This window comes from Entomomonas sp. E7T21, assembly GCF_058693955.1.
Genome location: NZ_CP191672.1, coordinates 2,220,478 through 2,234,408, shown reverse-complemented (window position 1 = coordinate 2,234,408; position 13,931 = coordinate 2,220,478). Strand labels below are relative to the sequence as shown.

Below are 13,931 nucleotides of genomic sequence, written 5' to 3'. Positions count from 1 at the left end.
GTCACTGCTGAAGAAAAAGAAACAGATATAAGATTGAGAACTACATCAGGATTACAAGCTGTAATTGAATTAAAAATAGGTGATAAGTGGTCAGCTACAGTGTTAAAGAATACGATTAGAAAACAACTAGTAGACAAATATATGGCGCCAGAAAACAGTCGTGCTGGTTGTCTATTAGTGACAATTATAGATAGGAATAAAAAATGGAAACATCCGAATAAAAAAGTATTAATTGATATTAATGGTTTAGAAAATTTGTTAAAAGAAGAAGTTAAACAAGTAGAAAAAGAGATAAGTATCGTGTCTCCAATCTTTTTAGATATATGGATTCTTAATTTAGATCATAGACTTTAAGCAAAAGAAAATATTTTTGAGTCACTGTTTGATTTTCTAAGCATAGAAAAGTTAATTAAGATAAAAAAACAACGCCTACGAAAAATTACAAGAAATATCTTGCAAAATTTCTGTAGGCGGTATATTCTGAAAAGGTACATTGTATATTGAGTTCATGTACACCTTTCATTTAACTTCGCAGGACTGCAATCCCGTGAAAGTCAAGAGTAGCAGTTGGTGGGTCGTACAGGGTTCGAACCTGTGACCAATTGATTAAGAGTCAACTGCTCTAAGATTGTTATTGGTGGTACTTTTGCGCTCACAGTTTTTTATTAAAACTGAGAGACATGAGCCATGCAAAATTCAATATTATCTAGCACTAACCGTGCAAAAGTTATTTCCATTGTTTCAACCAAAGGTGGAGTAGGTAAGACTACTACTGCTGCAAATCTAGGTGCTGTCATCGCTGATGCAGGTAAAAAAGTACTGCTTATCGATTTAGATACACAGCCAACATTATCCAGTTACTTTGCATTAGAAGATGAAAAACAAAAAGGAACATATGAGCTTGTAGCACAAGGTGATACCAGTTTTGATAATGTATCTAAAACCAATATAAATAACCTAGATATTCTTATATCCAATGACTTTAAAAGTGAACTAAATGATTTAGGCGGAAGTGGCTTAGAAGTTAGATTAATCACGTTATTAGAACCATTCAAAACTCACTATGACCTTATATTAATTGATACACAAGGAACACGATCACTTACTCTAAAAATGGCTATTCTAGCTGCTGATACTACTATCTCCCCAGTTCCTCCTGAAATGCTAGCTGCTAGAGAATTTGGTAGAGGCACTGTGCAGCTTTTTAAAGAGCTACAAGAAGCTTATCTACCTTTTGGTATTAAAGTACCTATAGTTAACTTATTTATTAATAGAGCAGATTTCACCTCAACAGACAGCCGTTTAATCTCGGATTCGGTTCGTGAAAGCTTCAGTAATTTTGATAACGTCAGAGTACTAAATACTGTTATTCCTTCTATTGCAGTCTATAGAAAAGCAGCTACTGAAGCTAAACCTGCCCATCGTTATGAAACTAAACGTCCACATGGTCGCAAAGCACCTTCAGCACTTGAAACCATGACAGAACTAGCTAAAGAAGTTTTTCCAGAGTGGGTAGAGGAATTAAGTGCTTTAAATCCAGAAACCATTAAATCCATAGCAGGGACAGAGGTAATCCAAGAAGCCTAGGAGAATAACAACATGGCAGGTCTAAAAAGCTTGGCCTATTGTGATGTTATCTTTAAAGGCATCAAAAAGAATACTCACAATGGCTATGATATTGTTTTTATAAAAGATGGTGTAGAACAACGTCTACCTTATTATTGTTCATATACACGTACTAAAGAAGATAAAAAGTACGATAAATTTGTGGTGGGTAAGATTGGCTCAATACAACCAGTAGTATGTTGTACGGGTTATTGGTTTGAAATTTATACAGATCAAAGCCTGAGACGTGCTCCTGAACTGGATATGGATCAAATTGATATTGATCAGAATCCTGAAATCATTGATACCATTGGATGGCGTAATGAGCGAAATCCACAAGGCTTTCGTTCGCCTGAAGGTATTATTCCTTATTGTTTTACTCCAAAACAAACACCTTCTGAAAGAATCACCTTAGATATACCACAGGGATTTGAAACTATCTGTGAACAATATCATTTGTCACCAGAAAAAATCCTCCAAGATTTTATCGAAGGCGTTTGTGTGCAAACAACAAGCCAATTATCACTTAATCCTAATAGGGAGGTTTTAGTTACTAAACACTACCTTCAAGCACGTTATGGTAAAGCAGAGGAACAATTGATATGAGTTCAAAAATTGTTCCACCTTCATCTATGGAAGCTGAACAAGCTGTATTAGGTGGTTTGATGTTAGAAAACAGTACCTATGATGATGTAATGGAAATCATTTCAGAGCATGACTTTTATAATTTTGATAACAAAATTATTTTTAATGCAATCCATCTTTTACATATAGAAAATAAGCCATTTGACCCCGTTACATTAAGCGACAAACTTATATCAACCCAACAACTACCTCATATTGCAAATGTTTTAGCCTATGTGGTGGAGTTGTCACGTAGCATTCCTTCAGTAGCCAATATTGTTGCCTATGCCAAAATAGTAAAAGAGCGTTCTACTCTTAGACAATTGGCGAACTTAGGTCATGAAATAAGCCAAGCAGCACATCAAAAAAGTACCAACAGTACTGAAGTGATGGCAGTTGCTGACCAAAAACTATTTGAAATCACTCAAAAACAAACAGGTCAGAAAGATTTTATTAATCTAAGAGACTGTTTAAACGATGTCTTAAACGATATAGACCAACACTTTAATGATGGTAATCCAATCACAGGCGTACCATCAGGATTAACAGACCTTGATGACTATACATCAGGCTTCCAAAACGGTGATTTAATTATCCTTGCTGCTAGACCTTCAATGGGTAAAACAAGTTTAGCTCTAAAGTTTGGTTTGAGTGCATTAGAGTCCAAAACTGATAAACCAATACTTGTTTATTCTTTAGAAATGCCAGCAGAGCAACTACTTAAACGCTTAATTGCGCAAATTGGTGGTTTAAACCTAAAGTCAGTAATGTCGGGACAACTAAATGCTGATAATAATGGCGTTAATGAATTTAATCTACTGACATTGGCTTTCAATCAACTGACACAATATGAAAATAGACTCATCATTGATGACACAGCCTCATTAACCACTTCTGCCATACGTGCACGAACCAGACGTTGTACACGTAAATTTGGCAACCCCTCACTAATTCTCATTGACTACCTGCAACTGATTGCTGAATCAGGTAAATACGAAAATCGCAACAATGCAGTAGGAGCGATTACCCGTGAACTAAAAGCGTTAGCTAAAGAGTTTGAATGTCCTGTGATTGCCTTATCGCAACTTAACCGAGATGTTGAAAAAAGAACCAATAAACGTCCAGTGAATGCAGACCTTAGAGACTCAGGTTCGATTGAGCAAGATGCAGACCTAATCATGTTTATCTATCGGGATGAAGTTTATCACCCTGATAGTTTAGAAACAGGTACTGCGGAAATAATTATCGGTAAACAACGTAATGGTCCAATTGGTACTGTGCGGACAACCTTCTTAGCTGCTCAAACTGATTTTAAAGACATCTGTCGCACTACTTATTACTAAGGAATAGGGGAGTAAGTTATGCCAAATAAAAATACCCAAGAACAAGCTGTTCTAACTTTTACCAAAGAAAGTAATGATATTTACAAAATGATCGCTAATTTTACCCCAGTAAATAGCTTAAACAATGAAGTTTCAGTGTTTCATAAACATGTTTTAGCAATAGCAGCAGAAGTGATGGGAACCACCTTATTACTAGCTAATTCAGGTGAAATCTTTGTACTTAGCAATACACCTATTTGGGTAAGACCTATTGCAGTGGCATTAAGCTTAAACAGTCAAGTTTTAGAAGGAGTATAACAATGCAATATAAACCAATGGCAATATTTCCAGAACTAATCAATGGCTTATTTACTGGCAATACAAAACAAATTAGAACTCTATGCGAACCTGCAAATATAGCCAACTTAAGCTATATAGAGGAAATTGATAGCAACAAGTTTGATGATGAAGAAGGTTATTTAACTTTTGAGAGTCCTTACCAAGTTGGCGATAAAGTTTGGTTACAGGAAGAGTTTAAAGTAGGTGCTTGGCGGCATGATGGACGTATAGCAATAGATTACTTAGCTTCACCTGAAATACGTCTGACACCTTGGTTATCACCTCTAAACAATGCAGACAGAGATATTATCTATCTATGGCAAAACGAAACTCTGATAGATGTCATGGACAGTGACTTAACGTCTGATGAACATGGTGATTTTTATTGGCAACCAGGTAAAGCTCCTACCCGTATAAGACCTGCGATTACTATGCCCATGTTTGTCAGTCGAATATGGTTTGAAATTACTGATGTGCGTGTTGAAAAACTACATGAGATGACTGTTACAGATGCTCTTAATTCAGGCATTACCCCACAATTCTATAATCAATCAGTACGCGGTTATAAAAATTTTCAGTTGCAAGACCGTGCTAATGATGAAGCTACCTGCTTCAGATCACCTATAAAAAGCTACGCTAGTTTATGGAATAAACGTATTGCTTCAAATACGCCTAGTTTAGCGTGGGAAAGTGATAACAATCTATGGATATGGGTTTATGAAATCCAACGCATTAACAGTCCGTTTAATTGATGTAAATACAGGGAACACGAGCCATGAACATGAATATAGGCCAATTAACAGCACAACAGCTTTTAGAGCTTTGTTTAAAAGCTCATGTATTAGGTAGTGAACCTAATGAAGCTGTGATGATTACAGAACAAGAATTACCGCTATGGAAAATCTTTGGTGATATTGTTGTGATCACAGACATAACTAAAGATATGGCCATTAAAGGTAATCAAGTTAGCCATTATAACTACCAAATAACTGTTAATAGCAAATATCAAGGGGATGCAGGGGTTATGCTGATTAGCTGCTTGTACAATGAATTTTTACCTCTGTATTACCTTGATCATCACTATAACTATGTCAAAAACTTTAACAAGATTGAAGAAGATGTAATAGAAGTCCCTCTGCTTGAACAACCTTTTAATGCGAATGAGCACTCCAATAAGGAGGCGACTTATGAATGAGCATAATCGTAAAGATTGGGCAATAGACAAAATAAAAAAATGTTTAGCCTTATATGCCAAATCGACAGGCAATGAAGCTGAGACTGCATTGCGTCAAGCTAAAAGCTTAATGGAAAAATATGGTCTTAATGAGACAGATATAAAATTAGATGACATTAAAGAATGTGATGAAGCCATAGGTACTGGTAGTGGAAATATCCCTCAATGGATAACCTCTTTAGCAACAGTAGTAGCGTATTGTTTTAATTGTCAGGTAATTTTTTCCTATAAGACAGTGATAAAAAACTATCGTTTTAGTACTGTTAAACTAGTGAGTTTTATCGGTATTGATTCCTCGCCTGAACTAGCACAGTACCTCTTTGTGGTACTTAAAAGACAATTGAATAAAGATCGTAAAAAATACCTCAATACAGTGAGCCCTTTATGTCATTTAGCGACTAAACGTAAAAAAGCTGATTTGTTTGCAGATCACTGGATTGAAGCAGTAACAGAAATAATTGATAGATTTACTGAATTTAACAAAGAGTTCTATCAATTGATTACTCAATACAAAGATATTAAATACAGTGATCGTACTAAAATTGAAGAGAAACCAAAAACTCAGGATAAACGTTTTGACTCAGCACGATTAGCAGGTCACCTATCAGGAAAACAAGTCAAAATACATCATGGTATTAAGTCAGATAAACCTACTCAACAAACATTAAGTTGGGAGGAACGTCATGTTGGTTGAACAAAGTAAATTGAATTGGTTTAATCAGTACCAAAGCATTAACTCCTGTGCAGTACGTTATCATGGAGGCAAGTATAGGTTAGCACCTCATATTGTAAGCTATTTTCCAACTCACAATACCTATGTTGAGCCTTATGGAGGAGCAGCTAGTGTATTACTTTATAAACAACCTAGTTATGCTGAAGTTTACAACGACCTAGACGATGAAATAGTCAACTTTTTCAGAGTACTTCAGGATGAACAACTGCTGCAAATATTGGTTAAAAAAATAACAGTTACACCTACTGCACGGAAAGAGTTTGAACTAGCATGGCAACCTACAGATGATCCAGTTGAACGGGCAAGAAGAACGATTATTCGTGCTCAGTTTGGTTTTGGAAGTGCAGGTGCTACACAAGGTCATACAGGTTTTAAAATCGACACTAAACGTGAATACAGCCTTAGTTTTCATTTATGGCGAGACTATCCTGAAAATTTAGTGGCCATTAGAAATCGTTTTATGGGCATTCTTATTGAAAATAAACCTGCTTTAGAAGTGATTAAAAATCATGATCGTAAAGATACCTTATTTTATATAGATCCACCTTATCCTAAATCTACACGCTCCAGAGAAAGACGTAATGCGTATCGCTATGAAATGACTGATAGCGAACATCAACAACTACTTGAGCTACTTAACGAGATACAAGGCATGGCTATTATCTCGAGCTACCCTAACAAGCTTTATAAAAAGCACTTAAAACATTGGCACTATATTGAAAAATCAGCAGCCATTTCAGGTAATAAAGGCACTGCGACAAGAACTGAAAGTCTATGGTTAAACCCTGCCTGTTATAACTCTTTAAACCAACTCGCTTTACCCTTAAGGATGGTCTTATGAGCAGTACAAACCCAAAAAACCAAAAAAACTTACAACAACAAAAAGTAACGCAAAGTTTAATGTCAAAAACCTTTAAACGTGGAGAAGAGCAACCAGGTAATAAAACGCCTGTGAATGATATTTCAATCATTGTCACTTTAGACCAACTAAGAGCCTATGATCATAACCCACGTAAAAGTGTTAATCCAAAGTTTGCTGAGATTAAAGAGTCTATTCGTACACGTGGTTTAGATCAGCCACCTACCATAACCAAACGTCCTGATGAAGAACACTATATTATCCGTAATGGAGGTAATACACGACTTAAAGCCCTTAAAGAACTATGGACTGAAACAGGCGATCAACGTTTTTATCGTATTCAATGTTTATTTAAACCTTGGGATGGTGAAATAGCAGCACTGGTTGGGCATCTAGTTGAAAATGAGTTACATGGTGAATTGTTATTTATCGATAAAGCAGTGGCTATTAGCAACATGCGCGAGTTTTATAATAGCCAAGCTAACAAAAATCTCTCACTACGTGAACTGGCAGAATGTTTTAGAAAAGATGGCTATCCAGTATCACATACCTTAGTAAAAAGAATGCTAGATTGTGTTGAGTATATCTACCCTTATATTCCTGAATTGCTATTTGAAGGGTTAGGTAGACCCCGTGTAGAAGAATTAATTAGCCTTAAAAACCAACTCTATAAAATATGGAATAAATATATAGAAGATAGCAATCCAATAGATCCTGATGATAATGAAATGTTTCTTGGCTACTGGGGAGTATCTTTAAGCAAATTTAATGACCTTAATGTTGACGACTATAATTTTAATCGAATTAAAGATGAATTATTAGGTGATTTAGAGTTCTATACAGGGCAAGAATACAGAATGCTTGAACTCGACTTACTTAGTTTAACTAAAACCAAAGACCCTATTGAAGCAGAGACACAAGCTCCAACAGTGTTAGCAGATCCTGTTAAAAATGCAACAGTACCTACAGCTACAACAGAAACAACTGGCTCAGTAAATACCCCATTAACCACACCTACACTAACCACAGTAGCTAAAGATGCTGCAACACAGCGTCAACAACCATCAACGAGTGATGATGGTGGATCTGCTGCTGAAGCAGTCATCCTTCATAATATAGCCATTGACCAACCTTCAGAAGAACAACAACTCTCTACTGAAGAACAACAATACCTTATTGAAAAAACCACTGTAAAACCTGTAACAACCTCTTCAAAGGTACAGCAACTCAATGCCTCATTAGAAAAAAGTCTAGGAGGAGAACTGCCCGTATTTAAAGAAGAAGTGGTTAAATCAATTCCTGTTGAAGCTGGTGGTGGTTTGGCGGAAGTATCCAATATTTGGTATATCTCTAAACAAATTGAAAACAGTCCTGAACTAATCCGAGAAGAAATATTCAACCTAGCTTGTGATATTGCCAAAGAAGGTAACTACCAATCATGGCTTATTAAAACCAATGAAGGTCTAGGATTTGGTATGCAGCCTATGGCTACGTCCAATACTGACCAGTCTGAAGCAATAGGCTTATTGCTGACCTCACTATTAAGAATGTTAGATGGTGTACAAACAACACAAGCACTTCCGAATGCTTTGTTCTGCCAACTCTTGATAGGTGGTTATGACATCCAGATTGGAAATAAACCACCTGAAGCAACAGGCCTCGAAAGATTATCAGATGTATTACTTATTAAATTATTTAGATTAATAAGGCTAGCTAGACACCTAGTCGATCTAATTAAAGAAAATTAATGGAGGGCCGTAGCATGGAACTTAAGGAGTTTTTACCTGCGAGTACACCGCTTAACCAAGCGGTACTCAGTCAACTCATAAAAGATATTAATCAAGGTTACTATAATCGTTGTAGAGCGATGGGTATTAATGATGAAGTGATCAAAATGATTGAGACATTACCTCCTAATGCACTATTTGAGCTAATGGGAACTCCTGTCGTTTGGGCTAAAATTCAAATTGATGTCAACATGCTACAACGTGTTATACAACTAACTGAGCAAAAAGAACAACATAAAGAATTGATCGATAAGGCTATTAGAAATAATGCGTCAAATCGTATTCTTAATGAATGTTTTGGTATCACCAGTACGATAGCGGCTATTAAACGCAAAATGATGAATATCCAAAAGAGCAAAGGGAGAGTAACACGCCTTAATGATGAGCAGAAAAAAATTCTATGGAGCGAATGGAAGCTCTTTCTAAGTACCGAACCTGTGATTGACCATATCAAGCGTATGGAAAAACTAATTGCCATTGCGGAACAGTATAACTGGGATCTCACCTCATTATGGTGTGAGATTGAAGAAAATAACTTAGAAACCAAAGCAGATCAAGAACTGTTTGAAAAACTAATGATGCTTAGAGCAAAAATTGAAATCGTTACTACCTTTTTTAATGTTTCTGATCGAAAAATCAGTGTAACAAGAAGGTTTATCAATAGTGATAACCAAGATCGTCAGCCTTTTGGTAGTTGTGATGAACAAATTAAAGGAAGTGTAAAGGACGAGTGGCAATACCTTTTGAACAAAACCAAAGTAAAACACCTTCATCAATTGACACGTGAACATCTTAAAAAGTTAATTAGTCTTTCTGATAAATATCGGATTGACTTTAATACCTTATGGAATGCATTAACTAAAGGGTTACTAGGGGAATGAAATGACTAAAAGTATTTGGTCAGAGATTGTTGAACAATGCATTAAAAAAACCGATTCACAGTGGCCACAAAAGATTACCTCTGATCGTCCTACACCTGAAGGAAAATCACCCAATGGAGTGAGTGGCATTATATACAGTGGTAACATCCATGAGACGGTACCTAAACGACTATTATTAGATAACCGTTTAACACCGATTGAACGTAATGCGTGGCAAGTATTTAAACTACTGCTTGATAAAGAAGGTTTTGCTGTACCTCATTATGAAGATCTACAGCCTTATCTATCAATGGTACCTTATGGTGAAAAAGCCTCCAAAGAAACCATCGCTAGAACTATCCATATCCTACGTTTAACTCGTTGGCTCAGTTTAGTCAGTCGTGGCAGAGATAAACGAACAGGACAACACCTTGGCTCATTATACATACTCCATGATGAACCCATTACTGTAGCAGATGCGGTAGAAATTGATAAAACTTATATTGAACTTGTAGCGAATAGTCGTAAACATGCTAATAAAAGCGTGAGAATTGTAGCTGATGGAGCAATGGATGATCTACAAAGCTCAGAACATGAAGGTGTGCAAACACGTCTAGCATTAATGGCAGAACGGATTAGCTTACAAAGCTTGTCTAAAACTAATGAAATGCACCAGTATCAAACATCTAGTTCGGAATCCAAACCCAGTAAAAATAGCCGAGTTCGGAATCTAAATAACCCAAGTTCGGAATCCGAAATCAGCAAAAATCACCCAGTTCGGATTAATGATTTACTCAGTTCGGAATCCGAACCAAAGCTAGAGCCACCTAATAGCAACGGAGTTCGGAATCCAAACCTATATAGTACTAGTACTGTATTTATAAACAATAGTACTAGTACTGTACTGGATAATAAATATTTAACTGAGGCTACAGCACAACAACATAAAAATATTAACGAGCTAATCAAACAGATTGAACCTGATCAAATACCTTTGGTGATTCAAGAGTTTAATCAACGTTGTGCTGAAGGAAATATTCAAAGCCCTATTAAATACTTATTTGGTTTATTAAAACGTGCTGTAAACAATGAATTTAAGCCTTGGGCAGCTAAAGCAGAAAATAAGCTACCTGCGCAACAGCTTGTGAAGCCAAGTATACAGCCTTTAAAAAATTATCGAAGGGATATAAGCCAACCTATACCAGAGGATACTAAGCGACAACTTTCAAGTTTAAAAAATCTGTTATCCATGAATGGCCTTAAAAAATGATTAAGTTTTGAATTTTTTTAAAATATTTACTTGTTAACACTGTTAACAGCAATCAAAAATTAGTTTAGGAAAATAGCTGATGATTAGCTTAATTTTAATATATTCAATATTTCTTTATTTTATGTTGAGTATTTTTTTTGAAGTTTCAGAGAGGAAAGCAATTAGTTTTAGTATTGCCTTCTTTATACTTTTAATAGTAACTGAAATGATTTTTAATAACTATTATGATAATAAACTTTCAATACAACTAGCCATAAACAAAAAAATAATAGCTGAACATCATGAGTTTAATATTATAAAAAATAATACAACATTTACTGATCAAAATTCGACACTAATATTCTCAGAACTGGTTGAACCTAATGATGCTGCTTTACCTTATAACTTTAATGAACAGACAAAAATACTAGTCAATAATCTTTACCAATCTACTATTACTAATAACTTCTTTTGGTATAGATATGTCGTTTTGAATAGTGAAGTTATAGAGGAACAAATTGTGACAGTTGAAGAAGATGCTGTTAAAGAGTTTTTATTAAAAACAGATAAAGCAATTTACCTTAAAATATTTGGTGAGCCAAATCCTTATTAATACTGTTAACAGTGTTAACAAATTAACGAAAGAGAATTATATGAAACATAAATCTTTACAAATGTTAATAATAGAGTCTGAAATTAAAATTCAAAGCAAATTAAACGCTTCATTGAAGAATAGCAGCTTATTAAATTATGCTAAACCTAAGATAACGATTGTAATTCAAGAGTTAGAGAAAATAAAAAATTCTAAATCATAAAACTAGCAATTAAAAAGTTAGTTGTTAACAGTGTTAACACTGTTAACAATATTGTGTACAAAGTACTTACCGTTAATAGGTTTTGACCTATTTCTATTTAACCGCAGTTTATAGAGCGTTTTTAGTAGACATTATCATCATAGTTAATTTTTTATCATATGAGGTATAACTATGGATGTAACAGAAGATGATGTTTATATTGAGTCAGAAAATAGAATAGGACCATTACAAAGTCAAGTTGTAATTACACTTCATACCATACAAGCTATGAAGCTATGGGAAGGTAGGAAGGCTACTGATCCCAAGAAGAGAAATGTAATTATAGGATTACCTGGTTTTATTAGTCGTTTAAATGCTATTCATTTTACAGCAAGTTTTGATGATCCTTATGCAGATTGGGACCTGATTAAAATAGAAGATAAATATAATAGTACTAGACGAGAGCTATCAAGACTGATTAACACTATTAAGCAAATCAAAGAAAAAAGATTACCTAAGCAAATTAAGGTATCTGAAAACTTAAATATTAATCCCTGTGAGCTGATGTTAATTAGTAAGTCACCGCTTGGTTTTAGTGGTGCTTATATGCTAGTTGAGTATGACGATTTCACGAAGGGAATACTGCAATTAAGGCATCTTGGACTAATTGGTCGAACTCAATCTGAAGATTTTATTAATGAAGGCTCATCACTCATGAGAAGTTTCTATAGTGTTGTACGTAATTATAGAAACTCTGGTGCAACTCGTGATGACTTTGCAGCAAACAATGCAAGAGCAAGACAAGCATTAGAGCGAATGGGAGAGCTACCACCTAAAGAAATATTGGAAGGAAGGAAAAGATCTGAATTTGCTCCAGTCATTAAAAAACGTAAGTTAGCTAATATTGAGCCAGTTATAAAAGATGACAAAACTGAACATTCGATTCCTCAGTTGGAGGCGAATGTTCAGTTGGATAACGATCAATTGAATGAAGAATAAAGGTTAAAGAATGCAGAACTCTGAACAAAGTGCTTACAAACTAGCTGAACAAATTGTCTCCAGTTCGGCTGAACAAATTGCCTCCCTAAAAGGCCTTTTAAAGGGTAAGGGGGAGCATGAGGACTCAGCATTGTTAATCAGTCATGCTAAATACTTAAAACCTAAAATTTTTCGACTAATGGAGGAGCTTCTCGTAATAGTTAATCAACCCCCTTATACATTATTCGATTTGAGAATGAGAATACAAAATTCAGCAGGTGATAATTCCTATCTTAGATGGAGAAATAGTGATTTCACATTAATGGGGGTACATATATGGGAAAACGCTATGTTAAATCCACCTGTAAGAAATGAGCAATCCTTAAAGTGGTTAAATGATTTAGCGTATTTTGAGATTGCTCGATTAGAGCTTAATAAGCATATGAGCTATTTATCAATATTAAGCAAACAGCATAAGGAGCATTTGCAAAACTTAGATAAAGTAACAATGGTTTTAAAGAAATCTACAGAACAATTTAAAAGGTAAATACATTTTATTAATTCAATACAGGTTTGTTAACAGTGTTAACACAAAATTAAATTTAGAGGGTTAAAGTATGTCAACAGTATTTTTAGGTGAAGGTAATATTGGAAGTATTAATAATAGAACGGTAGCCAATGGTAATGAAACACCGCAAACAGTAATATCTTTAAATACCCATTTTGATAATTTAGTCAGAAATAAAAAAACAGATGAGTTAGAAGATCAAGGTGGATTTTGGGCACCTGTGGAGTTTTGGGTAAAAGATCCTGATGAAGCTAGCCTGTTAATTACTAAGATTTTTAAAAAAGGAATGCGAATTAAAGTTGATGGTGTTCTGGTTCGGGAAGAATTTGAAGCCAAAGAAACTGGTGAAAAGAAAGTTATTATGAAAGTACGTACTTTTAGAAGTGGTGTAAGTATCTGCTTACAACGTTTAGAGTCTGTGACTATGAAAGATAATAATAGTGCTGCTGTCAATCAATCTACTTCTGAACAAAAGTCGTTTGAAGATAGTAATTTAGAACAGGAAGAAGCTTTTTAATTTTTATTGTAGGGTGATGGTAATTGTAATAAGAGAATCTATTGAACATGTAGGTTCTCTTTTTTGAGTTTTGTTAACAGTGTTAACAAGAAGAATAAATAATAACTACATAAAGGAAAGTTAATAAATGCCTTGGATCAAAATACCCATCAAACTAAAACAAGAAATAATTGTTTTGCATGAAGAAATAAGTAAAAGAGGTGATTTCTTAATATCTTATGGGATTACATCTTATTCTAGTGGCTCAGAAGATATGGACGCTTATGTAGAAAGCTCAAACTATCATATGCCTGTTAAAGTTACTTTAAAGCCCACAAAGCGCATTAAGGAAAACTGTGATGACTCATCATGCGTAGTATCTTTGAAAGATATTAAACAATATATAAATGAGTTAAAAATGCTGTTGAATATCTTAAAAAACAAAAGTAAATAAAGTAACGCGTTACTTTTAATGATTTTTGG

General features: G+C 34.7%; 17 protein-coding genes. All 17 read left to right on the top strand.

Annotated features, from left to right (window positions below; genetic code table 11):
• The first annotated feature begins 33 nt into the window (after positions 1 to 33).
• Positions 34 to 354: a hypothetical protein gene (locus ACQVD9_RS10775; protein ID WP_264745958.1), complete on the top strand. Its 321-nt coding sequence runs from the start codon at positions 34 to 36 to the stop codon at positions 352 to 354.
• Positions 355 to 687: 333 nt separating this feature from the next.
• Positions 688 to 1,587 carry a ParA family protein gene (locus tag ACQVD9_RS10770; protein ID WP_201095235.1) on the top strand — a complete coding sequence of 300 codons (900 nt, stop codon included), beginning with the start codon at positions 688 to 690 and terminating at the stop codon, positions 1,585 to 1,587.
• Positions 1,588 to 1,599: 12 nt separating this feature from the next.
• Positions 1,600 to 2,211 (top strand): hypothetical protein, encoded by a 612-nt coding sequence (locus tag ACQVD9_RS10765; RefSeq protein WP_201095237.1) that lies wholly within the window; start codon positions 1,600 to 1,602, stop codon positions 2,209 to 2,211.
• Positions 2,208 to 3,572: a replicative DNA helicase gene (gene dnaB, locus ACQVD9_RS10760; protein WP_201095239.1), complete on the top strand. Its 1,365-nt coding sequence runs from the start codon at positions 2,208 to 2,210 to the stop codon at positions 3,570 to 3,572. The genes ACQVD9_RS10765 and dnaB overlap by 4 nt, the downstream gene beginning before the upstream one ends.
• A gap of 18 nt (positions 3,573 to 3,590) precedes the next feature.
• Complete coding sequence (locus ACQVD9_RS10755; RefSeq protein ID WP_201095945.1) at positions 3,591 to 3,869, top strand: hypothetical protein; 279 nt, start codon at positions 3,591 to 3,593, stop codon at positions 3,867 to 3,869.
• Positions 3,870 to 3,871: 2 nt separating this feature from the next.
• Positions 3,872 to 4,642, top strand: a complete 771-nt coding sequence (locus ACQVD9_RS10750) for a hypothetical protein (protein ID WP_201095242.1) — start codon at positions 3,872 to 3,874, stop codon at positions 4,640 to 4,642.
• A 23-nt stretch (positions 4,643 to 4,665) separates the two neighbouring features.
• On the top strand, positions 4,666 to 5,085 hold the full coding sequence (locus ACQVD9_RS10745; RefSeq protein WP_201095244.1) for a hypothetical protein: 420 nt from the start codon (positions 4,666 to 4,668) through the stop codon (positions 5,083 to 5,085).
• The gene (locus tag ACQVD9_RS10740; RefSeq protein ID WP_201095245.1) at positions 5,078 to 5,818 is read left to right on the top strand and encodes a DUF2786 domain-containing protein; all 741 of its coding nucleotides are present in this window, start codon (positions 5,078 to 5,080) and stop codon (positions 5,816 to 5,818) included. The genes ACQVD9_RS10745 and ACQVD9_RS10740 overlap by 8 nt, the downstream gene beginning before the upstream one ends.
• On the top strand, positions 5,808 to 6,698 hold the full coding sequence (locus ACQVD9_RS10735; RefSeq protein WP_201095246.1) for a DNA adenine methylase: 891 nt from the start codon (positions 5,808 to 5,810) through the stop codon (positions 6,696 to 6,698). Before ACQVD9_RS10740 ends, ACQVD9_RS10735 begins: the two co-directional genes overlap by 11 nt.
• Positions 6,695 to 8,464 (top strand): ParB family protein, encoded by a 1,770-nt coding sequence (locus ACQVD9_RS10730; RefSeq protein ID WP_201095247.1) that lies wholly within the window; start codon positions 6,695 to 6,697, stop codon positions 8,462 to 8,464. The genes ACQVD9_RS10735 and ACQVD9_RS10730 overlap by 4 nt, the downstream gene beginning before the upstream one ends.
• Before the next feature lie 14 nt (positions 8,465 to 8,478).
• Positions 8,479 to 9,384 (top strand): STY4526/YPO1902 family pathogenicity island replication protein, encoded by a 906-nt coding sequence (locus ACQVD9_RS10725; RefSeq protein WP_201095248.1) that lies wholly within the window; start codon positions 8,479 to 8,481, stop codon positions 9,382 to 9,384.
• Position 9,385: 1 nt separating this feature from the next.
• Positions 9,386 to 10,633: an STY4528 family pathogenicity island replication protein gene (locus ACQVD9_RS10720; protein WP_201095249.1), complete on the top strand. Its 1,248-nt coding sequence runs from the start codon at positions 9,386 to 9,388 to the stop codon at positions 10,631 to 10,633.
• 79 nt (positions 10,634 to 10,712) lie between these two features.
• Positions 10,713 to 11,225 carry a hypothetical protein gene (locus ACQVD9_RS10715; protein ID WP_201095250.1) on the top strand — a complete coding sequence of 171 codons (513 nt, stop codon included), beginning with the start codon at positions 10,713 to 10,715 and terminating at the stop codon, positions 11,223 to 11,225.
• Between the two features lie 373 nt (positions 11,226 to 11,598).
• Entirely contained in the window at positions 11,599 to 12,405 is an 807-nt protein-coding gene (locus ACQVD9_RS10710; RefSeq protein WP_201095251.1) for a PFL_4669 family integrating conjugative element protein, read from the top strand.
• A 10-nt stretch (positions 12,406 to 12,415) separates the two neighbouring features.
• Positions 12,416 to 12,931, top strand: coding sequence for a DUF3158 family protein (locus ACQVD9_RS10705; RefSeq protein WP_201095256.1), 516 nt, complete (start codon positions 12,416 to 12,418; stop codon positions 12,929 to 12,931).
• A gap of 70 nt (positions 12,932 to 13,001) precedes the next feature.
• Positions 13,002 to 13,469, top strand: coding sequence for a single stranded DNA-binding domain-containing protein (locus ACQVD9_RS10700; RefSeq protein WP_201095257.1), 468 nt, complete (start codon positions 13,002 to 13,004; stop codon positions 13,467 to 13,469).
• A gap of 127 nt (positions 13,470 to 13,596) precedes the next feature.
• On the top strand, positions 13,597 to 13,902 hold the full coding sequence (locus tag ACQVD9_RS10695; RefSeq protein ID WP_201095258.1) for a hypothetical protein: 306 nt from the start codon (positions 13,597 to 13,599) through the stop codon (positions 13,900 to 13,902).
• The last annotated feature ends 29 nt before the right edge of the window (positions 13,903 to 13,931 follow it).

Bases quoted from the DNA above. Each gene is read 5' to 3' on its own strand.
- ACQVD9_RS10770 (WP_201095235.1), top strand. From the start codon at position 688: ATGCAAAATTCAATATTATCTAGCACTAACCGTGCAAAAGTTATTTCC.
- ACQVD9_RS10765 (WP_201095237.1), top strand. From the start codon at position 1,600: ATGGCAGGTCTAAAAAGCTTGGCCTATTGTGATGTTATCTTTAAAGGC.
- dnaB (WP_201095239.1), top strand. From the start codon at position 2,208: ATGAGTTCAAAAATTGTTCCACCTTCATCTATGGAAGCTGAACAAGCT.
- ACQVD9_RS10755 (WP_201095945.1), top strand. From the start codon at position 3,591: ATGCCAAATAAAAATACCCAAGAACAAGCTGTTCTAACTTTTACCAAA.
- ACQVD9_RS10750 (WP_201095242.1), top strand. From the start codon at position 3,872: ATGCAATATAAACCAATGGCAATATTTCCAGAACTAATCAATGGCTTA.
- ACQVD9_RS10745 (WP_201095244.1), top strand. From the start codon at position 4,666: ATGAACATGAATATAGGCCAATTAACAGCACAACAGCTTTTAGAGCTT.
- ACQVD9_RS10740 (WP_201095245.1), top strand. From the start codon at position 5,078: ATGAATGAGCATAATCGTAAAGATTGGGCAATAGACAAAATAAAAAAA.
- ACQVD9_RS10735 (WP_201095246.1), top strand. From the start codon at position 5,808: ATGTTGGTTGAACAAAGTAAATTGAATTGGTTTAATCAGTACCAAAGC.
- ACQVD9_RS10730 (WP_201095247.1), top strand. From the start codon at position 6,695: ATGAGCAGTACAAACCCAAAAAACCAAAAAAACTTACAACAACAAAAA.
- ACQVD9_RS10725 (WP_201095248.1), top strand. From the start codon at position 8,479: ATGGAACTTAAGGAGTTTTTACCTGCGAGTACACCGCTTAACCAAGCG.
- ACQVD9_RS10720 (WP_201095249.1), top strand. From the start codon at position 9,386: ATGACTAAAAGTATTTGGTCAGAGATTGTTGAACAATGCATTAAAAAA.
- ACQVD9_RS10715 (WP_201095250.1), top strand. From the start codon at position 10,713: ATGATTAGCTTAATTTTAATATATTCAATATTTCTTTATTTTATGTTG.
- ACQVD9_RS10710 (WP_201095251.1), top strand. From the start codon at position 11,599: ATGGATGTAACAGAAGATGATGTTTATATTGAGTCAGAAAATAGAATA.
- ACQVD9_RS10705 (WP_201095256.1), top strand. From the start codon at position 12,416: ATGCAGAACTCTGAACAAAGTGCTTACAAACTAGCTGAACAAATTGTC.
- ACQVD9_RS10700 (WP_201095257.1), top strand. From the start codon at position 13,002: ATGTCAACAGTATTTTTAGGTGAAGGTAATATTGGAAGTATTAATAAT.
- ACQVD9_RS10695 (WP_201095258.1), top strand. From the start codon at position 13,597: ATGCCTTGGATCAAAATACCCATCAAACTAAAACAAGAAATAATTGTT.